Below are 15,511 nucleotides of genomic sequence, written 5' to 3' on the forward strand. Positions count from 1 at the left end.
CCCGGTTACGCCCCGGCCATGGCACGCACACCCTTGTTACAGCTTTCTGACATCTCCCTGACCTTTGGCGGCAACCCGGTGTTCGCGAGGCTGGATCTTGTCATCCAGCCGGGCGACCGTGTGGCGCTGGTGGGGCGCAACGGATCCGGCAAGTCCACACTGATGAAGGTCATCGCCGGGGTGGTGGAGCCGGACACCGGCGGGCGCGTTCTGGCCCCCGGAACGACGGTTGGTTACATGGAACAAGACCCGGATCTGGCCGGGTTCGACACGCTGGGGGCATTTGCCGCCGCGCATCTGCCCGAAAGCGACGCCTACAAGGTCGAGATGGTTGCCGAAGGGCTGAAATTCGACCCGGCGACGAAAGTCGCCGCCGCCTCGGGCGGGGAGCGCCGCCGCGCGGCCCTTGCCCGCCTGCTGGCCGGGGCGCCGTCGCTGCTGCTGTTGGATGAACCGACGAACCATCTGGATATCCAGGCCATCGGCTGGCTGGAAGGGCAGCTTTCCGAAACCCGAAATGCCTTTGTCATCATCAGCCATGACCGGGCCTTCCTGCGGGCGCTGACGCGCGCGACGCTGTGGGTCGACCGGGGCGTGGTACGCCGGCAGGAGCAGGGCTTCGCCGCGTTCGAAGACTGGCGCGACAAGGTTTGGGCCGAGGAAGACCTTGCCCGGCACAAGTTGGATCGCAAGATCAGGGCGGAGGCCCGCTGGGCGGTGGAGGGAATCTCTGCCCGGCGCAAGCGCAACCAGGGCCGGGTGCGGGCCTTGCAGAATCTGCGCGCCGAACGAGCAGCGACGATCCGGCGTCAGGGCGCGGCGGCAATGGCGCTTGAAAGCGGTCCCAAATCCGGCAAGCGGGTGATCGAGGCCCGCGGGATTTCAAAGACATTCGGGGGGCGGCAGATCCTGCATGATTTCACGCTGCGAATCCACCGGGGGGAGCGTGTCGCACTGGTTGGTCCCAACGGGGCCGGAAAGACCACGTTACTGAACCTGCTGACAGGGGCGTTGCCGCCCGATACCGGCGAGGTGACGCTTGGGGCCAATGTCGAGATGGCGCTCTTCGATCAGAATCGCGTCGCGCTCGATCCGGACATGACCCTGTGGGAAAGCCTGACCGGAGATGCGCAGATGCGGGTTTCCGGACAGGCGGACCAGGTGATGGTCCGCGGCCAGCCCCGGCATGTGGTGGGATATCTCAAGGATTTCCTGTTCGACGAGGCGCAGGCCCGTGCCCCTGTCCGGACCCTGTCCGGGGGGGAGAAGGCGCGCCTGCTTCTGGCCCGGATCATGGCCCGGCAAAGCAACCTTCTGGTGCTGGACGAACCGACCAACGATCTGGATGTGGAAACGCTCGACCTGTTGCAGGATCTGTTGGGCGAATATGACGGCACGGTGCTGCTGGTCAGCCATGACCGTGATTTTCTGGACCGTGTGGCAACGACGACAATCGCCATGGAGGGCGATGCCCGCGCGACCGTCTATGCCGGTGGGTGGTCCGACTATCGCGCCCAGCGTCAGCCCGATGCCGCGCCGGAAAAACCCAGGGCAAAGCCCACCCCGCCCAGGGCCGCCCCGCAAAGACAGCCCCGTCAGGGGCTGACCTTTACCGAACGGCATCGCCTTGCGGAGCTTCCCGGCCTGATCGGGCGGCTGGAGGCCGAGATCGCCAGGTTGGAGGCGCTTCTTTCCGATCCGGAACTGTTCACCCGTGATCCGCTGAAATTCAAGAAGGTCTCCGAGGCGCTGGCACAGCGGCAGGAAGCCCTTGCCTCAGCCGAGGAAGAGTGGCTGACGCTGGAGGACAAGGCCGGTTAGCGCATGCGCAGCGCGCCATCCAGGCGGATCACCTCACCGTTGAGGTAGCCGTTCTGGATGATATGAAGCACCAGGGCCGCATATTCGCCCGGATACCCAAGGCGTTTGGGGCCGGTGACGTCCGCGGCAAGTGCATCCATGATTTCATCGCCCAGTCCTTCCAGCATGGGGGTTCGGAACACGCCCGGCGCAATTGCCATGATGCGGATCCCCAGCCCGGCAAGATCGCGCGCGACCGGAAGGGTCATGCCCGCAATGCCGGCCTTGGAGGCTGCGTAGGCCGCTTGCCCCTTTTGCCCGTCAAAGGCCGCGATAGAGGCCGTGTTGACGATGACCCCGCGCTCCCCCTCTTCGTCAGGCGTGTTGCGGGCCATTTCCGCAGCGGCAAGACGCAACACGTTGAAACTGCCCACTAGGTTGATTTCCAAGGTTTTTCGAAAGGCCTCAAGGCTGTGCGGCCCGTCCCGGCCCACGGTACGTTCGCCCGTGGCGATGCCAGCGCAGTTGATGCAGGCGGTAATGGCGCCCATCTGCTCTACGGCTTGTCCGATGGCCTGCGCGACGGAGGTTTCGTCGGTCACGTCCACGGGCTGAAAGCCGGCGCCGATCTCGGCGGCCAGTGCCGCGCCCCGCGCCGCGTCCCGGTCGAGTATCGTCACCGCAACGTCTTCGGCGCAAAGCGCCCGCGCCGTTGCCGCCCCAAGACCGGAGGCGCCGCCCGTGATGATGGCCTTTGTTTCGGAAATCTGCATGTGTTTTCACTCCCTTGGTTTTTCGAAGTGCTAACGGCGCGGTGGAGGGCTGTCCAGCGGCGACCCGCAGGTGTGTGCTTTGGACTTGGCAAGGCCAGGGGGGGGTGCTAGGCAAGGTGTATGAACATCGGTCTGCACATTACCTGCTGCATTACCGGCTGACATTCGTCAGGCGGGCCGGTCTTCGTATTTTCATCCCTTTCCGAATGTGCCAAACCCGCCGACACGCGCGTGAAGGATTTTGGACGCATGAGTTCTATCAGGCTTTACAACACCCGGACCCGGACGAAGCAGGATTTCTCCCCGATCGACCCGGCCGATATACGCATGTATGTCTGCGGGCCGACGGTTTATGACCGGGCGCATCTGGGCAATGCCCGCCCGGTGGTGGTTTTCGACGTGCTGTTCCGCCTGCTGCGCCATGTCTACGGGGGCGGTCACGTCACCTATGTACGCAACTTCACCGACGTCGATGACAAGATCAACGCGCGCGCGGCCGCGACCGGGCGCGAAATTTCCGCAATAACCGCCGAAACGACGCGCTGGTTCTTGCAGGACATGGGGGCACTGGGCGCGCTGGAACCGACCCACATGCCGCGGGCGACGGCCTATATCGGCCAGATGATCGCGATGATCGGGGATCTGATCGGGGCTGGCCATGCCTATGAGGCCGGGGGGCATGTGCTGTTTTCCGTGGCCAGTTACCCCGACTATGGCAAACTTTCAGGGCGTGCGGTCGATGACATGATCGCCGGCGCCCGGGTCGAGGTTGCGCCATACAAGCGCGACCCGATGGATTTCGTGCTGTGGAAGCCCTCCACCCCAGACCTTCCCGGTTGGGACAGCCCGTGGGGCCGGGGGCGGCCTGGCTGGCATATCGAATGCTCCGCCATGTCCCACGACTTGCTGGGGGACAGTTTCGACATTCACGGCGGAGGCAATGACCTGATCTTCCCGCATCATGAAAACGAGGTGGCGCAAAGCTGCTGTGCGCACCCGGAGGGGGCATTCGCCAATTTCTGGCTGCATAACGAGATGTTGCAGGTCGAGGGAAAGAAAATGTCCAAGTCGCTGGGCAATTTCTTCACCGTGCGCGACCTGCTGGATCGGGGAGTGCCGGGGGAGGTGATCCGGTTTGTGTTTCTTTCCACCCATTACCGAAAACCGATGGACTGGACAGCGGAAAAAGCTCGTGAGGCCGAGGCCGTGCTGCGCAAGTGGCGGCACTTGACCGAAGGTGTGGAACCGGCCGCAGAGCTTGACCCGATGTTTCTGGACCGGTTGAAGAACGATCTCGACACGGCCGGATCCATCGCTCAGTTGCATTTCTTTGCCAGCCACGCGCACGAGGTTTCCGGTCAGATGCGATCTCAGTTGTTGGGGTGTGCGAACCTGCTGGGTCTTTTGACGCCAGAGCTTGGAACTTGGCTTGAGAGCAAGGATCTCGATCCGCTGGCGACCGAAAAGATAGAGGCGCTTATGGCTGAACGCTGGCAAGCGCGACAGGCAAAGGACTGGCCCAGAGCGGATCGTATCCGCGACGGGCTGAACGCAGCCGGGGTCAGGATTCAAGAAAACAAGGACGGCAGCTACACCTACGACCTGACCTCCGGTTTCGACCCCGCAAGGCTGAAGGGGCTGGAATGAACCGAAGCGTAACAAAGAACCATGCCCCCCGGCCCGGCGGGGTGGGTGTGAAGCCTTCGCCCCGCGATGGGTGGGCCTGCAGGGCAGAGGAGGGAGCAGGGCAATGACCCGCGAACGCCTCTTTCTGTATGACACGACCCTGCGCGATGGTCAGCAAACGCAGGGCGTGCAGTTTTCCACCGACGAAAAGCGCAAGATCGCCGGGGTTCTGGACGCTTTGGGCGTCGACTACATCGAGGGCGGCTGGCCCGGCGCGAACCCCACGGACAGTGCCTTCTTCGAGGCCGTCCCCGCGACCCGCGCCCGCATGACCGCCTTCGGCATGACCAAGCGTGCGGGGCGCAGTGCCGAAAACGATGAGGTTCTCGCCTCGGTCCTGAATGCGGGCACGGCGGCGGTGTGTCTTGTCGGCAAGACCCACGATTTCCATGTCAGCACCGCGCTGGGCATCACGCTGGAGGAAAATGTCGAAAACATTGCCCGTTCGTTGGCTCATGTGGGGGGGCAGGGGCGCGAGGCGCTGTTCGACGCGGAACATTTCTTCGATGGCTGGAAGGCCAATCCGGCTTACGCGCTGGAATGTCTGAAAGCCGCGTCCGATGCGGGCGCGCGCTGGATCGTTCTGTGCGATACCAATGGCGGGACGCTTCCCCATGAGGTGGGGCGGATCGTGGGGCAGGTCATTGCCGCGGGCATCCCCGGAGAGCGGCTTGGGATCCATACCCATGACGACACCGGCAATGCCGTGGCTGCCAGCCTTGCCGCGGTGGAAGCCGGGGTCCGGCAGGTGCAGGGCACCCTGAACGGTCTGGGCGAACGATGTGGCAATGCCAACCTGACGACGCTGATCCCCACGCTGCTGCTCAAGGCGCCTTTTGCCGGCCGGTTTGAAACCGGCGTCACCCCCGAGGCGCTGGCCGGGCTGACCCGTGCCTCGCGTCTGCTGGATGACATCCTGAACCGCGTTCCCCTCAAAAGCGCGCCTTATGTCGGTGGGTCGGCCTTTGCGCACAAGGCCGGGTTGCATGCCAGCGCAATCCTGAAAGACCCGTCGACCTATGAACATGTTCGCCCCGAAACCGTGGGCAACACCCGTATCATCCCGATGTCGAACCAGGCCGGGCAGTCGAACCTGCGCCGCCGCCTGGCCGAAGCCGGGATTGAGGTGGACAAGGACGATCCGCGCCTTTCCACGATTCTCGAGGAGGTGAAGGCGCGCGAAGCGGCCGGATATGCCTACGATACGGCGCAAGCGAGTTTTGAGCTTGCCGCCCGGAGGGTGCTGGGGCGTATCCCCCGCTTTTTCGAAGTCAAGCGTTACCGTGTGACTGTTGAGCGCCGCAAGAACAAGTATGACCGCATGGTGACGCTTTCCGAGGCCGTCGTGGTGGTCAAGGTCGCGGGGGAGAAGAAGCTCTCCGTTTCCGAAAGCCTTGATGCCGAGGGCAATGACCGGGGGCCTGTGAACGCGCTGTCGCGCGCATTGGCCAAGGATCTGGGGCCGTATCAGGCCTATATCGACGACATGCGGCTTGTGGATTTCAAAGTGCGTATCACCGATGGCGGGACCGAGGCCGTCACCCGTGTCATCATCGACAGCGCCGACCGCAGCGGGCGCCGATGGTCGACGGTCGGGGTATCGGCCAACATAGTAGATGCCAGTTTTGAGGCCCTGTTGGATGCGGTGACCTGGAAGCTCATCCGGGACGGGGCGCCCATCCATGACGCTTGAGGCTTGTGCCGACATGGTCCGGCGAGGGGACCCGGACAGGTTCCGCGCCGCGATGGCAGCCTCTCCGGTGGCACGGGCGGTTCTGTTGCCGATCTATGCCTTCAACCTGGAGGTGGCGCGTGCGCCGTGGCTTACGCAGGAGGCCCTGATCGCCGAGATGCGCCTGCAATGGTGGCGCGATGCGCTGGAGGAAATCGCATCTGGCGCACCGGTGCGCCGCCACGAGGTCACTGTCCCTTTGGCCGGCGTACTGCCGCCCGACGCCGCGCGCCTGCTGGACGGCCTGGTCGCGGCCCGCCGGTGGGATATCTACCGGGAGTCTTTTGCCGATGCGGCATCTTTCGACGCCCATATTGAGGCCACGTCCGGCCACCTGATGTGGGCTGCGGTGCGGGCGCTCGGGGTTGGGGAGGGGGAAGCCGTCGTGCGTGATTTCGCCTTTGCCACGGGCGTGGCCAACTGGCTGCGCGCGGTCCCGGAGCTGGCGTCGCGTGGATGCCTTCCGCTGGTGGATGACCGTGCAGAGGCGGTTGCGGCGCTTTCCCGCCGGGCGCTGGCGCGCCTGCACCGCGCGCGTCGGGCCCGCGCGCAGGTCCCCCCAACAGCGGCCCCGGCACTTTTGGCCGGGTGGGGTTCGGAGGCCGTGTTAAAGGCCGCCGCCGCAGATCCCGCGCGGGTTGCGAACGGGACCCTTGCCCCGGCGGAATTCATCCGGCGCGGGGGGCTGATTTTGCGCAGCCTTTCAGGGCGCTGGTGATCACTCTTCCTGCGGACGCAAAACCAGCCAGATCAAGGCCCCTCCGGCCAGTGCCAGGAAAGGCACCATCGCGAGGTTGACGGACATCCAGCCTTCCTGTGCGCTGCCGCCCGAACAGTTCATCAACCCGCCCGAGGCCAGCGAGGCCAGGGTAACGCCGCCGAAAACCAGAAGATCGTTCATCCCCTGCACGCAGCCGCGTTCCTCGGCGGCATGGGCACCGGCCAACATCGAGGTTGCGCCAATGAAGCCGAAATTCCACCCCACGCCCAGCAGCACCAGTGCAAGGAAGAAATGCTCCAGTTCGACCCCCATCAGCGCCACGCCCCCGGCAGAGCCGAGGATGGCCAGCCCCAGGGCGACAATCCGTTCCACCCCGAAGCGGGCGATCAGGTGCCCGGTGAAAAAACTGGGCAAATACATGGCCAAAACATGGGCGGTGACGATATCGGCGGCCAGGCTCGTATCGAATCCGCAGCCGACGACTGCCAGAGGCGTCGAGGTCATCACCAGGTTCATCAATGCGTAAGACACCATCGCGCAGATGATTGCCACCGCAACGTGCGGAGTTTTCAAAAGCGCCATCCGGCTGCGGCCTGAAGGCATGTCCGCCGTGGGGGCCGGAGGCTTGGGAATGTCGAGGAACAGGAACAAAAGCGCGCCGGCGAGGTTGATCGCGATCACGGACAGATACGTGCCCAGAAACGGAACCACCATTGCCTGCGCCGTCACTTTGACCAGTTGCGGCCCGATGACGGCTGCCGCCAGCCCCCCGGCGAGAACGTAGGAAATCGCCTTTGGGCGGAAAGCGTCCGAGGCCGTATCGGCGGCGGCAAAGCGATAGAACCCCTGTGCCGACATGTAGACCCCGGTCAGAAACGACCCTGCCAGGAACAGGATGAAGGAGCTTTCCATCAGGCCCAACGCCCCCACCGACGCGCCTGCCGCACCCCCGGCCGCGCCCAGGCAAAACCCCGCGCGCCGCCCAAATCTCTGCATGAAAGCCGAGAGCGGCGCGGCCGTCAGCATCGAACCCAGAACGATCAGTGAGATCGGAAGCGTTGCCCAGCACGGGTCGGGGGCCAGGGTTTGCCCCGCCAGCCCGCCGATGGTGAAGATCATCGGCATCTGTGCCCCAAGGAACGCCTGCGCGGCCACCAGAACGATGACATTGCGGTGGGCGCGATCAGGGGGCGTCAGGCTGATGTCTGTCATGTCTTGGGCATATCGCCGCAGGGCCCGGCGGGAAAGCCCAAAACGTTATTGCAGGTAGGGCATCGGGTCCACGCTGTCGATTCCCTTGCGGAGCTCGAAATGCACGAAGGCCGGGTCAGTTGCGCGTACCTTGGCAATGGTCTGGCCACGCTTGACGCTGTCGCCCTTTTGCACGGCGATGTCCTGAATATTGGCATAGACCGAAAGCAGGTTGTCCGGGTGGCGCACGACCAGGATCGGCACCTGGTCGGTGTTGCGGGTGATCGCGACCACCGCGCCGTCCGCTGCCGCGACCACCGGCCCCCCGGCAGATGCGGCGATGTCGATCCCTTCATTCTTGCCCTTCTGGTAGGCGCGAATGATCTTGCCCTTGACCGGGAAGCCCATGCGGGTGGAGGTCGTCTTTTCCGACGAAAGGCCAGGGGAGGCAACGGGCGCGGCCGGTTTTTCGGCTGTCTTGGCTTCGTCGCGGGGCAGGGGGGCGGTGGCGCTTGGCGGTGTGGGGGTCGCGGACCCGGCGCCCGGGCGGCTGGTGTTCGCCGTGCGTGGCGGCGGCGCCTCGGAGGCGACGGGAATGATCAGGTACTGCCCTTCGCGCAGGGCCATATCGGGGCCGAGGCCGTTCCACTCCCCCAGGGAGCGCACGGTGACGTTGTAAAGCCGCGCGATCGAATAGGCGGTTTCCCCACGTTCGACCTTGTGACGCACGGGCTCCGCCCTGGCGGGGGCGCGGGGTGTGGGGCTGGGTTTGGGCGAAGTGGATTCGGCGCGCTGGATAGCCTCCCCCGCGAGGGTTGTGATGTCCACCTCTTCATTCGGGCGCAGCGGCCCGGTCGACGGCGCCCCCGTGGCGGGGGAGGGTTCCGCCACCCGGCGGGGCAGAACCAGGATCTCGCCCGCGCGCAGCGGTACATCGGGGGATATCCCGTTGTGCCGGGCCAGTGTTTCGGCGTTCAGGCCAAGGCGGCGCGAAATGGCGGACACGGTATCGCCGCCGCGGGCCACGACCACCTGATAATTCGGGTAGGAGATGATACCCCGGTCGTCCGCCCGGGGACGCGGGGCCGTCTGGGTGCGCACTGCCTCGGAAGTGCCGGGCCCGCCCGGGTTGCGAAAGTCAAGGTCAAAACCGGTGGTGTTGCAGCCCGCCAGAACGGTCAGCGACAGGCCCAGAACCGGGCGAAGAGAACGGTTTGAAGCTCGCATGGCTCGAATATTCCTCATGCTCCGCGTTTCGCGGTTATTCTTTTCCAAGTCCTTCCACCAGCGGCACAAAACGCACCGGGCGCAGTTCCTCGTAATCCAGCCCGTCGGGGGTTCGGGTCACCTTGATCAGATGCTGCACGGTATCCGATTGTCCCACGGGCAGCACCATGATACCGCCTTCGCGCAGTTGCGCCAAGAGCGGCCCCGGCGGGTCCTCGGCCGCGGCGGTGACGAGGATGCGATCGAAGGGGGCCTGCTCCGGCAGACCGTGCGATCCGTCGCCGACGATGGCGGTGACGTTGCTCAGGTCGAGGCGTTCGAAAACCTGCTGTGCCTCCTGCGCGAGGCGGCGATAGCGTTCGACCGTGTAAACCCGCCGCGCAAGCTGGCTGAGAACAGCCGCCTGGTAGCCCGAGCCGGTCCCGACCTCCAGCACCTTGTCGCGGGGGCGTACATCAAGCGCCTGCGTCATCAGGGCCACCACGGAAGGCTGGCTGATGGTCTGGCCGCAGGCGATGGGCAGGGGCATGTCCTCGTAGGCGCGGCTGGCGAAAACTCCGCGCACGAAAGCGCCGCGATCAATCCGTTCCATCGCCGTCAGAACGCGTGTGTCGGTTACGCCCTTGGAGCGCAGTGCGAAAAGGAACTGCATCTTGCGCTCGGCGTCGTCGATCATTCAAGGGCCTCTCGAAGGGGGGTGAGGCTGTCATGGGCGGTCAGATCCGCGCGCATCGGGGTCACAGAGATGTAACCTTCGAGATTGAGCGCCGCGTCTGTGCCGGGCGCGGTGGGCAGGTGTTGTGCGCCGCCCTTGATCCAGAGAAACCGCCTGCCGGACGGCGCGGTATGCGGTTCCACCCCGAAAGAGGCATCGCGGCGGTAGCCCTGGGCCCCCACACGCAGGCCCCGGACCCGGCTGGCGGGCAGTGGCGGGAAGTTCACGTTATAGAAAAGCCGGTAATCCGCGCTGTCCCACTGGCCATGGTCCAGCAGGGCGCGCACGGTGGCCGCGCCGTGGACCGCGGCAGCCTCGAACGGGTCATCGGCATGGAACGTCTGCGGCCCCAGATATTGTGACAGCGCAATCGCCGGCAGTCCCTGAAGCGCGGCCTCCATAGCTCCCCCCAGCGTACCGGAATAAAGCGCGTTTTCCGCCGCGTTATTGCCCCGGTTGACGCCCGAAAGAACCAGGTCGGGGCGGGTTTCGGTCATCACGTCGTAAAGCCCGGCCAGGACGCAATCTGCGGGCGAGCCTTCGGCGGCATAGCGCCGCTCCCCCATTTTGGCGATCATCATCGGGTGGGTATAGGAAATCTTGTGGGCCACGCCGGATTGCTCGAAGGCGGGGGCGACGGTCCATACCTCACCGGTTTCGCCGGCGATTTCACTGGCGATGCCCTCCAGCACTTTCAGGCCGGGGGCGTTGATCCCGTCGTCATTGGTGATGAGAATGCGCATGCCTGCCCTTCTGCCTTTCGGGTTTGATTAGTAAAACCGGCCGGAGGCGTAAAGCGCTGCGCAGGGCGTGCGGGGCGATCATCGCCCCGGCGCGGCTGAAAAGTCACGCAAGCTCCAGTTCGTGGACCATGCGCCGGGCTTCCTCTCCCGGTTCTGCAAGGGCAGACGTGTCCTCACCGGGATAAAACCGCCTGCGGTGGTTCGTGGCCATCGGCGCAGGAGTAAAACGTCTGACCGCCAGATCGTCCAGACGGGTGTATTCTCCGGCCCAGCAATCGAACAGCGCGCGCTGCGCAGCCTTCGAGGCGGCATAGGCGGCCATGAAAGGCCCGCTGGCAGAGTCGTCAACCAGAACCGCAGTGCCCTTTGCCGCGCGCAGAAGCGGCCCAAGGAAGGTGATCAGTACCCCCGTGGCGTGCATGTTCGTGGGGACAAGCCGGTCCCACATGCCGGCATCGGTCTGTTCGGCCGGGGACAAGGCCGGGGTCTGGATGGCGGCATGAACCCACAAGTCCAGTTTGCCCCAACGATCGTAGATGGACCGGCAAAGGTGACGCATCGCATCCGTTTCGGCAATATCCATCGGCGCAAGCGTAGCGGAGCCGCCCGCCGCATTGATCCGGTCGTCCAGGTCTTCCAGCCCGCCCTGGGTCCGGGCGACGGCGATGACATGATAGCCGGCGCGCGCCAGCTCTTCGGCGGCGGCGGCGCCAAAGCCGCGCGATGCGCCGGTAACAAGGGCAGTTCGGGTTGGATCTGTCTGTGTCATGGCGGGTAATTTTCACTATTGCCCCGCCAGTTCAAGGGTAATCGCCCGACATGCCGCCGCGATCCGTCAAAAAACGGAGGTTTGGCACGCTGAAAGGAAGTTTGCGCCATCCACGCCATCCTTTCCGGCGGTGTTGATCCCGCGACAAAACAAGTCGGCGTAAAACTGGTACGGGTTCTGGCGGGCCGGGCCGTCCCCGTGGCATCAACTGCGGTGCAGCGCACCCAGGGCGGCTTCACAAAGGCCCAGGGGGCGCCACTGGCAGTCCGGGCAAAGGTGCCCCAGATCTTCGGGGCGGATGGTGGCGCGGATGCGATCCCGGGCCGTCCCCCATGACAGCCGGTCCCCCGGCGAAAGCCCCAGCGCCGCGCCATGGACCCTGTCGAGGCGGGAAATCTTTTCCTGCGCCTCACAAGATGCGCCAGCCCGGTGCGGGCAGGGGGCGCAGATATCATCGATCCGGGACACGACTTCTATCATCGTGCTGCCGCCCTGCGGCGCGCGCAGGATCGCGACGATGCGAGCCATGTTGGCGGCGAACCCGTCATCGTACCCTTTCCCCTGAAAGCCCAGTACACAAAGAAAATGATGGGGCCGCAGACGCAGGATCATTCCGCCGCTTTCAGCCGGAAACCCTTCTCGATCATGTCACGGGGGGCAACCGGGTAATCGCCCGAAAAACACGCGTCGCAATATTGCGGGCAGGTGGAATCGCGGCCTCCGGCCTCGCCGACGGCACGATAAAGCCCGTCAAGAGAGATGAAGCGCAGACTGTCCACGGCAAGGTAGTCACGCATTTCACTCTCGGTCATGTGGCTTGCCAAAAGCTTTTCGCGTTCCGGAGTGTCGACGCCGTAAAAGCATGGCCAGGCGGTCGGTGGGCTGGCAATGCGGAAATGCACCTCTTTCGCGCCGGCATCGAGGATCATTTCCTTGATCTTGCGGCTGGTGGTGCCACGCACGACGCTGTCATCGACCAGGATCACCCGTTTTCCCGCAATCAGGGCACGGTTGACGTTCAGTTTCAGGCGCACCCCCATATTCCGGATTTGCTCGGTCGGCTCGATAAAGGTGCGGCCCATGTACTGGTTGCGGATGATGCCCATGCCGTATGGGATGCCGCTTTCGTGGGAAAACCCGATCGCGGCGGGCGTGCCGCTGTCGGGGACAGGGCAGACGATATCGGCCTCTACCGGCGCTTCGCGGGCCAGTTCGACGCCGATCTGGCGCCGGGTTTCATAAACCGAGCGCCCCCCAAGGATGGAATCGGGACGTGAAAAATAGACATGCTCGAAGATGCAAAAGCGTGACGGGGAAGGTTCGAACGGGCGGAAACTCTCCACGCCGTGCTCTGCGGAGATCACGACCATTTCCCCCGGAGCGATCTCGCGTACGAATTCCGCCCCGATGATATCCAGCGCACAGGTTTCGGAGCTGAGCGCCCAGCCGTCCCCGATCTTGCCCAGCACAAGCGGGCGTACGCCCAGAGGATCACGCACGCCGATCAGCTTGGTTCGGGTCATGGCAACAACGGAGAACGCGCCCTCCACCCGGCGCAGGGCATCCTTCATCCGCTCAGGGATGTTGCGCTGAAGGGAACGGGCCATCAGATGAATGATACACTCGCTGTCCGACGAACTCTGAAAGATCGAGCCGCGGTCGATCAGTTCCGCCCGCAGTGCGGCCGCATTGGTTATGTTGCCGTTATGGGCGATCGCCGCGCCGCCCATGGAAAACTCACCGAAGAAAGGCTGTACATCGCGAATGGCGGTATTGCCCTTGGAGCCGGCGGTCGAGTAGCGCACATGCCCTATTCCGATACTGCCGGGCAGCGTGCCCATCAGGCTGGCCTTGGTGAAATTGTCCCGCACGTAGCCGAACCGGCGGGCAGAATTGAACCCTTCTTCGGGACAGTAACTGACGATGCCGCCCGCTTCCTGCCCCCTGTGTTGCAGGGCGTGCAGGCCAAGGGCGACAAAGTTGGCGGCCTCGGCAACGCCAGTGACACCGAATACGCCACACTCTTCCCTGAGCTTGTCATCATCGAACGGGTGGCTGGGGGGCATCTCACGCATAAGTGCCACGGCTCCGATTCCATTTTGAACGCGATTGGCCCTTCTCTAAGGGCTTGCGCCGCAAGTGTCACGAAAGGATCATGGGAATTTACGACTAGCGCGTGGGTTTTTCGCAGGCCGTCATAAGCTGGTCGTACTGGCGCGTCAGCCAGCCAAGGGCCTGTTCGGGGTCACGCTCGGCGATTTTCGCGGTGATACTGTCGAACACCTCGACAGAGCGGCTGTTTTCAACCACCGCGATGTCGCGCGAACTGACGACGGCCTGATAGATCAGGAACGCAACAGCAACCAGGAGCACCCCCCGTGCCACACCGAACAGGAAACCGAATCCCTGATCGATGCCGCCAAGGGCCGAGTGCTGTATCATCGAGGAGAGCAGCGGTGTAAAAAGCGATACAATCACCAGCGCCAGCGCGAAGACCGCCGCGAAAGCGGCAATCATGCTGATCTCGCAACTGTCGCGCAGGAAGTCGCCCAGGATCGGCACCTCCCGTATCAGGGGTTCGGCATCCGGGGCAAAGGTGAAGGCCAGCACCGCGGCGATGATCCAGCCCGCGATCGACATCGCTTCGCGCACGAACCCGCGCGAAAAAGCCAAAAGGGCTGAAACCAGAACCACGACGGCGACGCCACCATCGACCAGCGTAAAACCTTCCATCGTGTTTTCCTCCGCGGCTAACCTGCGCCGAACATCTCCCCCACGAAGGCGGTCAGGTCCGGCATTTGCCGCACCGTGATGCCGGTGGGCGGACCCAGCTTGCTGCGCGCCGGGGCCACGGCTGTTTTGAAACCAAGTTTCTGCGCCTCTTTCAACCTGTTTTCGGCCTGTCCCACCGGTCTGAGCGCCCCGGACAGGGAGATTTCGCCAAAGAAGACGTAATCGACCGGCAGGGCTATATCTTCGCGTGCACTCAACAGCGCGGCGGCAACGGCCAGGTCGGCGGCGGGTTCACTGATTTTCATCCCCCCCGCGACGTTCAGAAATACGTCAAGCCCGGCAAAGGGGATCCCGCACCGCGCCTCCAGCACGGCAAGTGTCGTCGAAAGCCGCCCGGCATCCAGTCCCACGACGGTGCGGCGCGGCGTGCCCAGCGGGGAGGGGGCGACCAGCGCCTGGACCTCGGTCAGGACCGGGCGCGTGCCCTCTATCCCCGCAAATACGGCGGATCCGGGGGCCGGGCTTTCCCGCTCCGAAAGAAACAGCGCCGAGGGGTTGGTAACTTCCGCGAGCCCCTGGCCGGTCATTTCGAATACGCCGATCTCATCTGCCGCGCCAAAGCGGTTCTTGACACTGCGCAGGATGCGAAACTGGTGGCCGCGCTCTCCCTCGAAATACAAAACAGTGTCAACCATGTGTTCCACGACACGAGGGCCGGCAATCTGGCCTTCCTTGGTGACATGTCCCACCAGCATCACCGCTGAGCCCCGCCGCTTGGCGAAGCTTGTCAACTCATGCGCAGCGGCGCGCACCTGGGCCACACTCCCCGGGGCGCTTTCCACATGATCAGCCCACATTGTCTGAATCGAATCGATAACCGCAAGGTCTGGACGCTCAGCGTCCAGCGTTGTCAGGATGTCACGCAAATTGGTTTCCGTCGCCAGCTTGACAGGCGCATCCGAAAGACCAAGACGCTGCGCGCGCATCCGGACCTGCGCGCTGGCTTCTTCTCCCGTAAAGTATATGCAGGACAAACCGTTACGAGAAAAATTTGCGGCGGCCTGAAGCAGCAGCGTTGATTTTCCGATCCCCGGATCCCCCCCCACCAGAATGGCTGAGGATGGCACCAGGCCGCCTCCAAGAACCCGATCGAACTCCTCCATGCCGGAGCGCGCGCGCGGTGGAGAAACCTCTTCGGTCCTCAGGTCGTGCAAAGAAATTTTTCGCCCCCGCACGCCCCCCAGCGTTTTCGATGCAGGCCCGGCGGATAACGGGGCTTCTTCGACGATCATGTTCCACGCGCCGCACGCATCGCAGCGCCCGGCCCATTTCTTGTGGACTGCCCCGCAGGAGGAACAGGTGAAAGATGTGTCTGTCTTGGCCATGTCCTTTCCTGCCCCAGCGCCGCCGCCGGTGCAAGC

Annotated in this window: 14 protein-coding genes; 4 read left to right on the plus strand and 10 right to left on the minus strand. The window is 64.2% G+C overall.

Going from position 1 to position 15,511, the window contains the following annotated elements; translation table 11 throughout:
- Positions 1-18: 18 nt before the first annotated feature.
- Positions 19-1,821 (plus strand): ABC-F family ATP-binding cassette domain-containing protein, encoded by a 1,803-nt coding sequence (locus C8N32_RS05590; protein ID WP_107891499.1) that lies wholly within the window; start codon positions 19-21, stop codon positions 1,819-1,821.
- Here the strand turns inward: C8N32_RS05590 and C8N32_RS05595 are convergent.
- On the minus strand, positions 1,818-2,573 hold the full coding sequence (locus C8N32_RS05595) for an SDR family NAD(P)-dependent oxidoreductase (RefSeq protein ID WP_107891500.1): 756 nt from the start codon (positions 2,571-2,573) through the stop codon (positions 1,818-1,820). The two genes, C8N32_RS05590 and C8N32_RS05595, sit on opposite strands and share 4 nt — an antisense overlap.
- Before the next feature lie 249 nt (positions 2,574-2,822).
- Between C8N32_RS05595 and cysS the strand changes: the two genes are divergently transcribed.
- The 3 genes from cysS (at position 2,823) to C8N32_RS05610 (ending at position 6,709) form a co-directional block, all read left to right on the plus strand.
- Positions 2,823-4,220 carry a cysteine--tRNA ligase gene (gene cysS / locus C8N32_RS05600; RefSeq protein WP_107891501.1) on the plus strand — a complete coding sequence of 466 codons (1,398 nt, stop codon included), beginning with the start codon at positions 2,823-2,825 and terminating at the stop codon, positions 4,218-4,220.
- A 103-nt stretch (positions 4,221-4,323) separates the two neighbouring features.
- Positions 4,324-5,952: a citramalate synthase gene (gene cimA, locus C8N32_RS05605; RefSeq protein WP_107891502.1), complete on the plus strand. Its 1,629-nt coding sequence runs from the start codon at positions 4,324-4,326 to the stop codon at positions 5,950-5,952.
- Positions 5,942-6,709: a squalene/phytoene synthase family protein gene (locus tag C8N32_RS05610; protein WP_107891503.1), complete on the plus strand. Its 768-nt coding sequence runs from the start codon at positions 5,942-5,944 to the stop codon at positions 6,707-6,709. The genes cimA and C8N32_RS05610 overlap by 11 nt, the downstream gene beginning before the upstream one ends.
- Here C8N32_RS05610 and C8N32_RS05615 read toward each other — a convergent pair whose 3' ends face one another.
- The 9 genes from C8N32_RS05615 to radA all read right to left on the minus strand — a co-directional run bounded on the left by C8N32_RS05615 (position 6,710) and on the right by radA (position 15,475).
- Entirely contained in the window at positions 6,710-7,924 is a 1,215-nt protein-coding gene (locus C8N32_RS05615) for an MFS transporter (protein WP_107891504.1), read from the minus strand. It abuts the gene before it with no gap.
- Between the two features lie 45 nt (positions 7,925-7,969).
- Entirely contained in the window at positions 7,970-9,130 is a 1,161-nt protein-coding gene (locus C8N32_RS05620) for a LysM peptidoglycan-binding domain-containing M23 family metallopeptidase (RefSeq protein ID WP_107891505.1), read from the minus strand.
- A 34-nt stretch (positions 9,131-9,164) separates the two neighbouring features.
- A complete protein-coding gene (locus tag C8N32_RS05625; RefSeq protein ID WP_107891506.1) occupies positions 9,165-9,806 on the minus strand; it encodes a protein-L-isoaspartate(D-aspartate) O-methyltransferase in 642 nt (213 codons plus the stop codon).
- The gene (gene surE / locus C8N32_RS05630; RefSeq protein ID WP_107891507.1) at positions 9,803-10,588 is read right to left on the minus strand and encodes a 5'/3'-nucleotidase SurE; all 786 of its coding nucleotides are present in this window, start codon (positions 10,586-10,588) and stop codon (positions 9,803-9,805) included. Before surE ends, C8N32_RS05625 begins: the two co-directional genes overlap by 4 nt.
- Positions 10,589-10,691: 103 nt before the next feature.
- Positions 10,692-11,357, minus strand: coding sequence for an SDR family NAD(P)-dependent oxidoreductase (locus C8N32_RS05635; protein WP_107891508.1), 666 nt, complete (start codon positions 11,355-11,357; stop codon positions 10,692-10,694).
- Between the two features lie 204 nt (positions 11,358-11,561).
- On the minus strand, positions 11,562-11,969 hold the full coding sequence (locus C8N32_RS05640; RefSeq protein ID WP_107891509.1) for a DUF1284 domain-containing protein: 408 nt from the start codon (positions 11,967-11,969) through the stop codon (positions 11,562-11,564).
- Entirely contained in the window at positions 11,966-13,423 is a 1,458-nt protein-coding gene (gene purF, locus C8N32_RS05645; protein WP_107891637.1) for an amidophosphoribosyltransferase, read from the minus strand. Before purF ends, C8N32_RS05640 begins: the two co-directional genes overlap by 4 nt.
- A gap of 103 nt (positions 13,424-13,526) precedes the next feature.
- Positions 13,527-14,090, minus strand: coding sequence for a CvpA family protein (locus C8N32_RS05650; RefSeq protein ID WP_107891510.1), 564 nt, complete (start codon positions 14,088-14,090; stop codon positions 13,527-13,529).
- A 17-nt stretch (positions 14,091-14,107) separates the two neighbouring features.
- A complete protein-coding gene (gene radA, locus C8N32_RS05655) occupies positions 14,108-15,475 on the minus strand; it encodes a DNA repair protein RadA (RefSeq protein WP_107891511.1) in 1,368 nt (455 codons plus the stop codon).
- Positions 15,476-15,511: the final 36 nt, after the last annotated feature.

The organism is Rhodovulum imhoffii, from assembly GCF_003046545.1.
In the GTDB taxonomy this organism is placed as follows: Bacteria; Pseudomonadota; Alphaproteobacteria; order Rhodobacterales; family Rhodobacteraceae; genus Rhodovulum; species Rhodovulum imhoffii.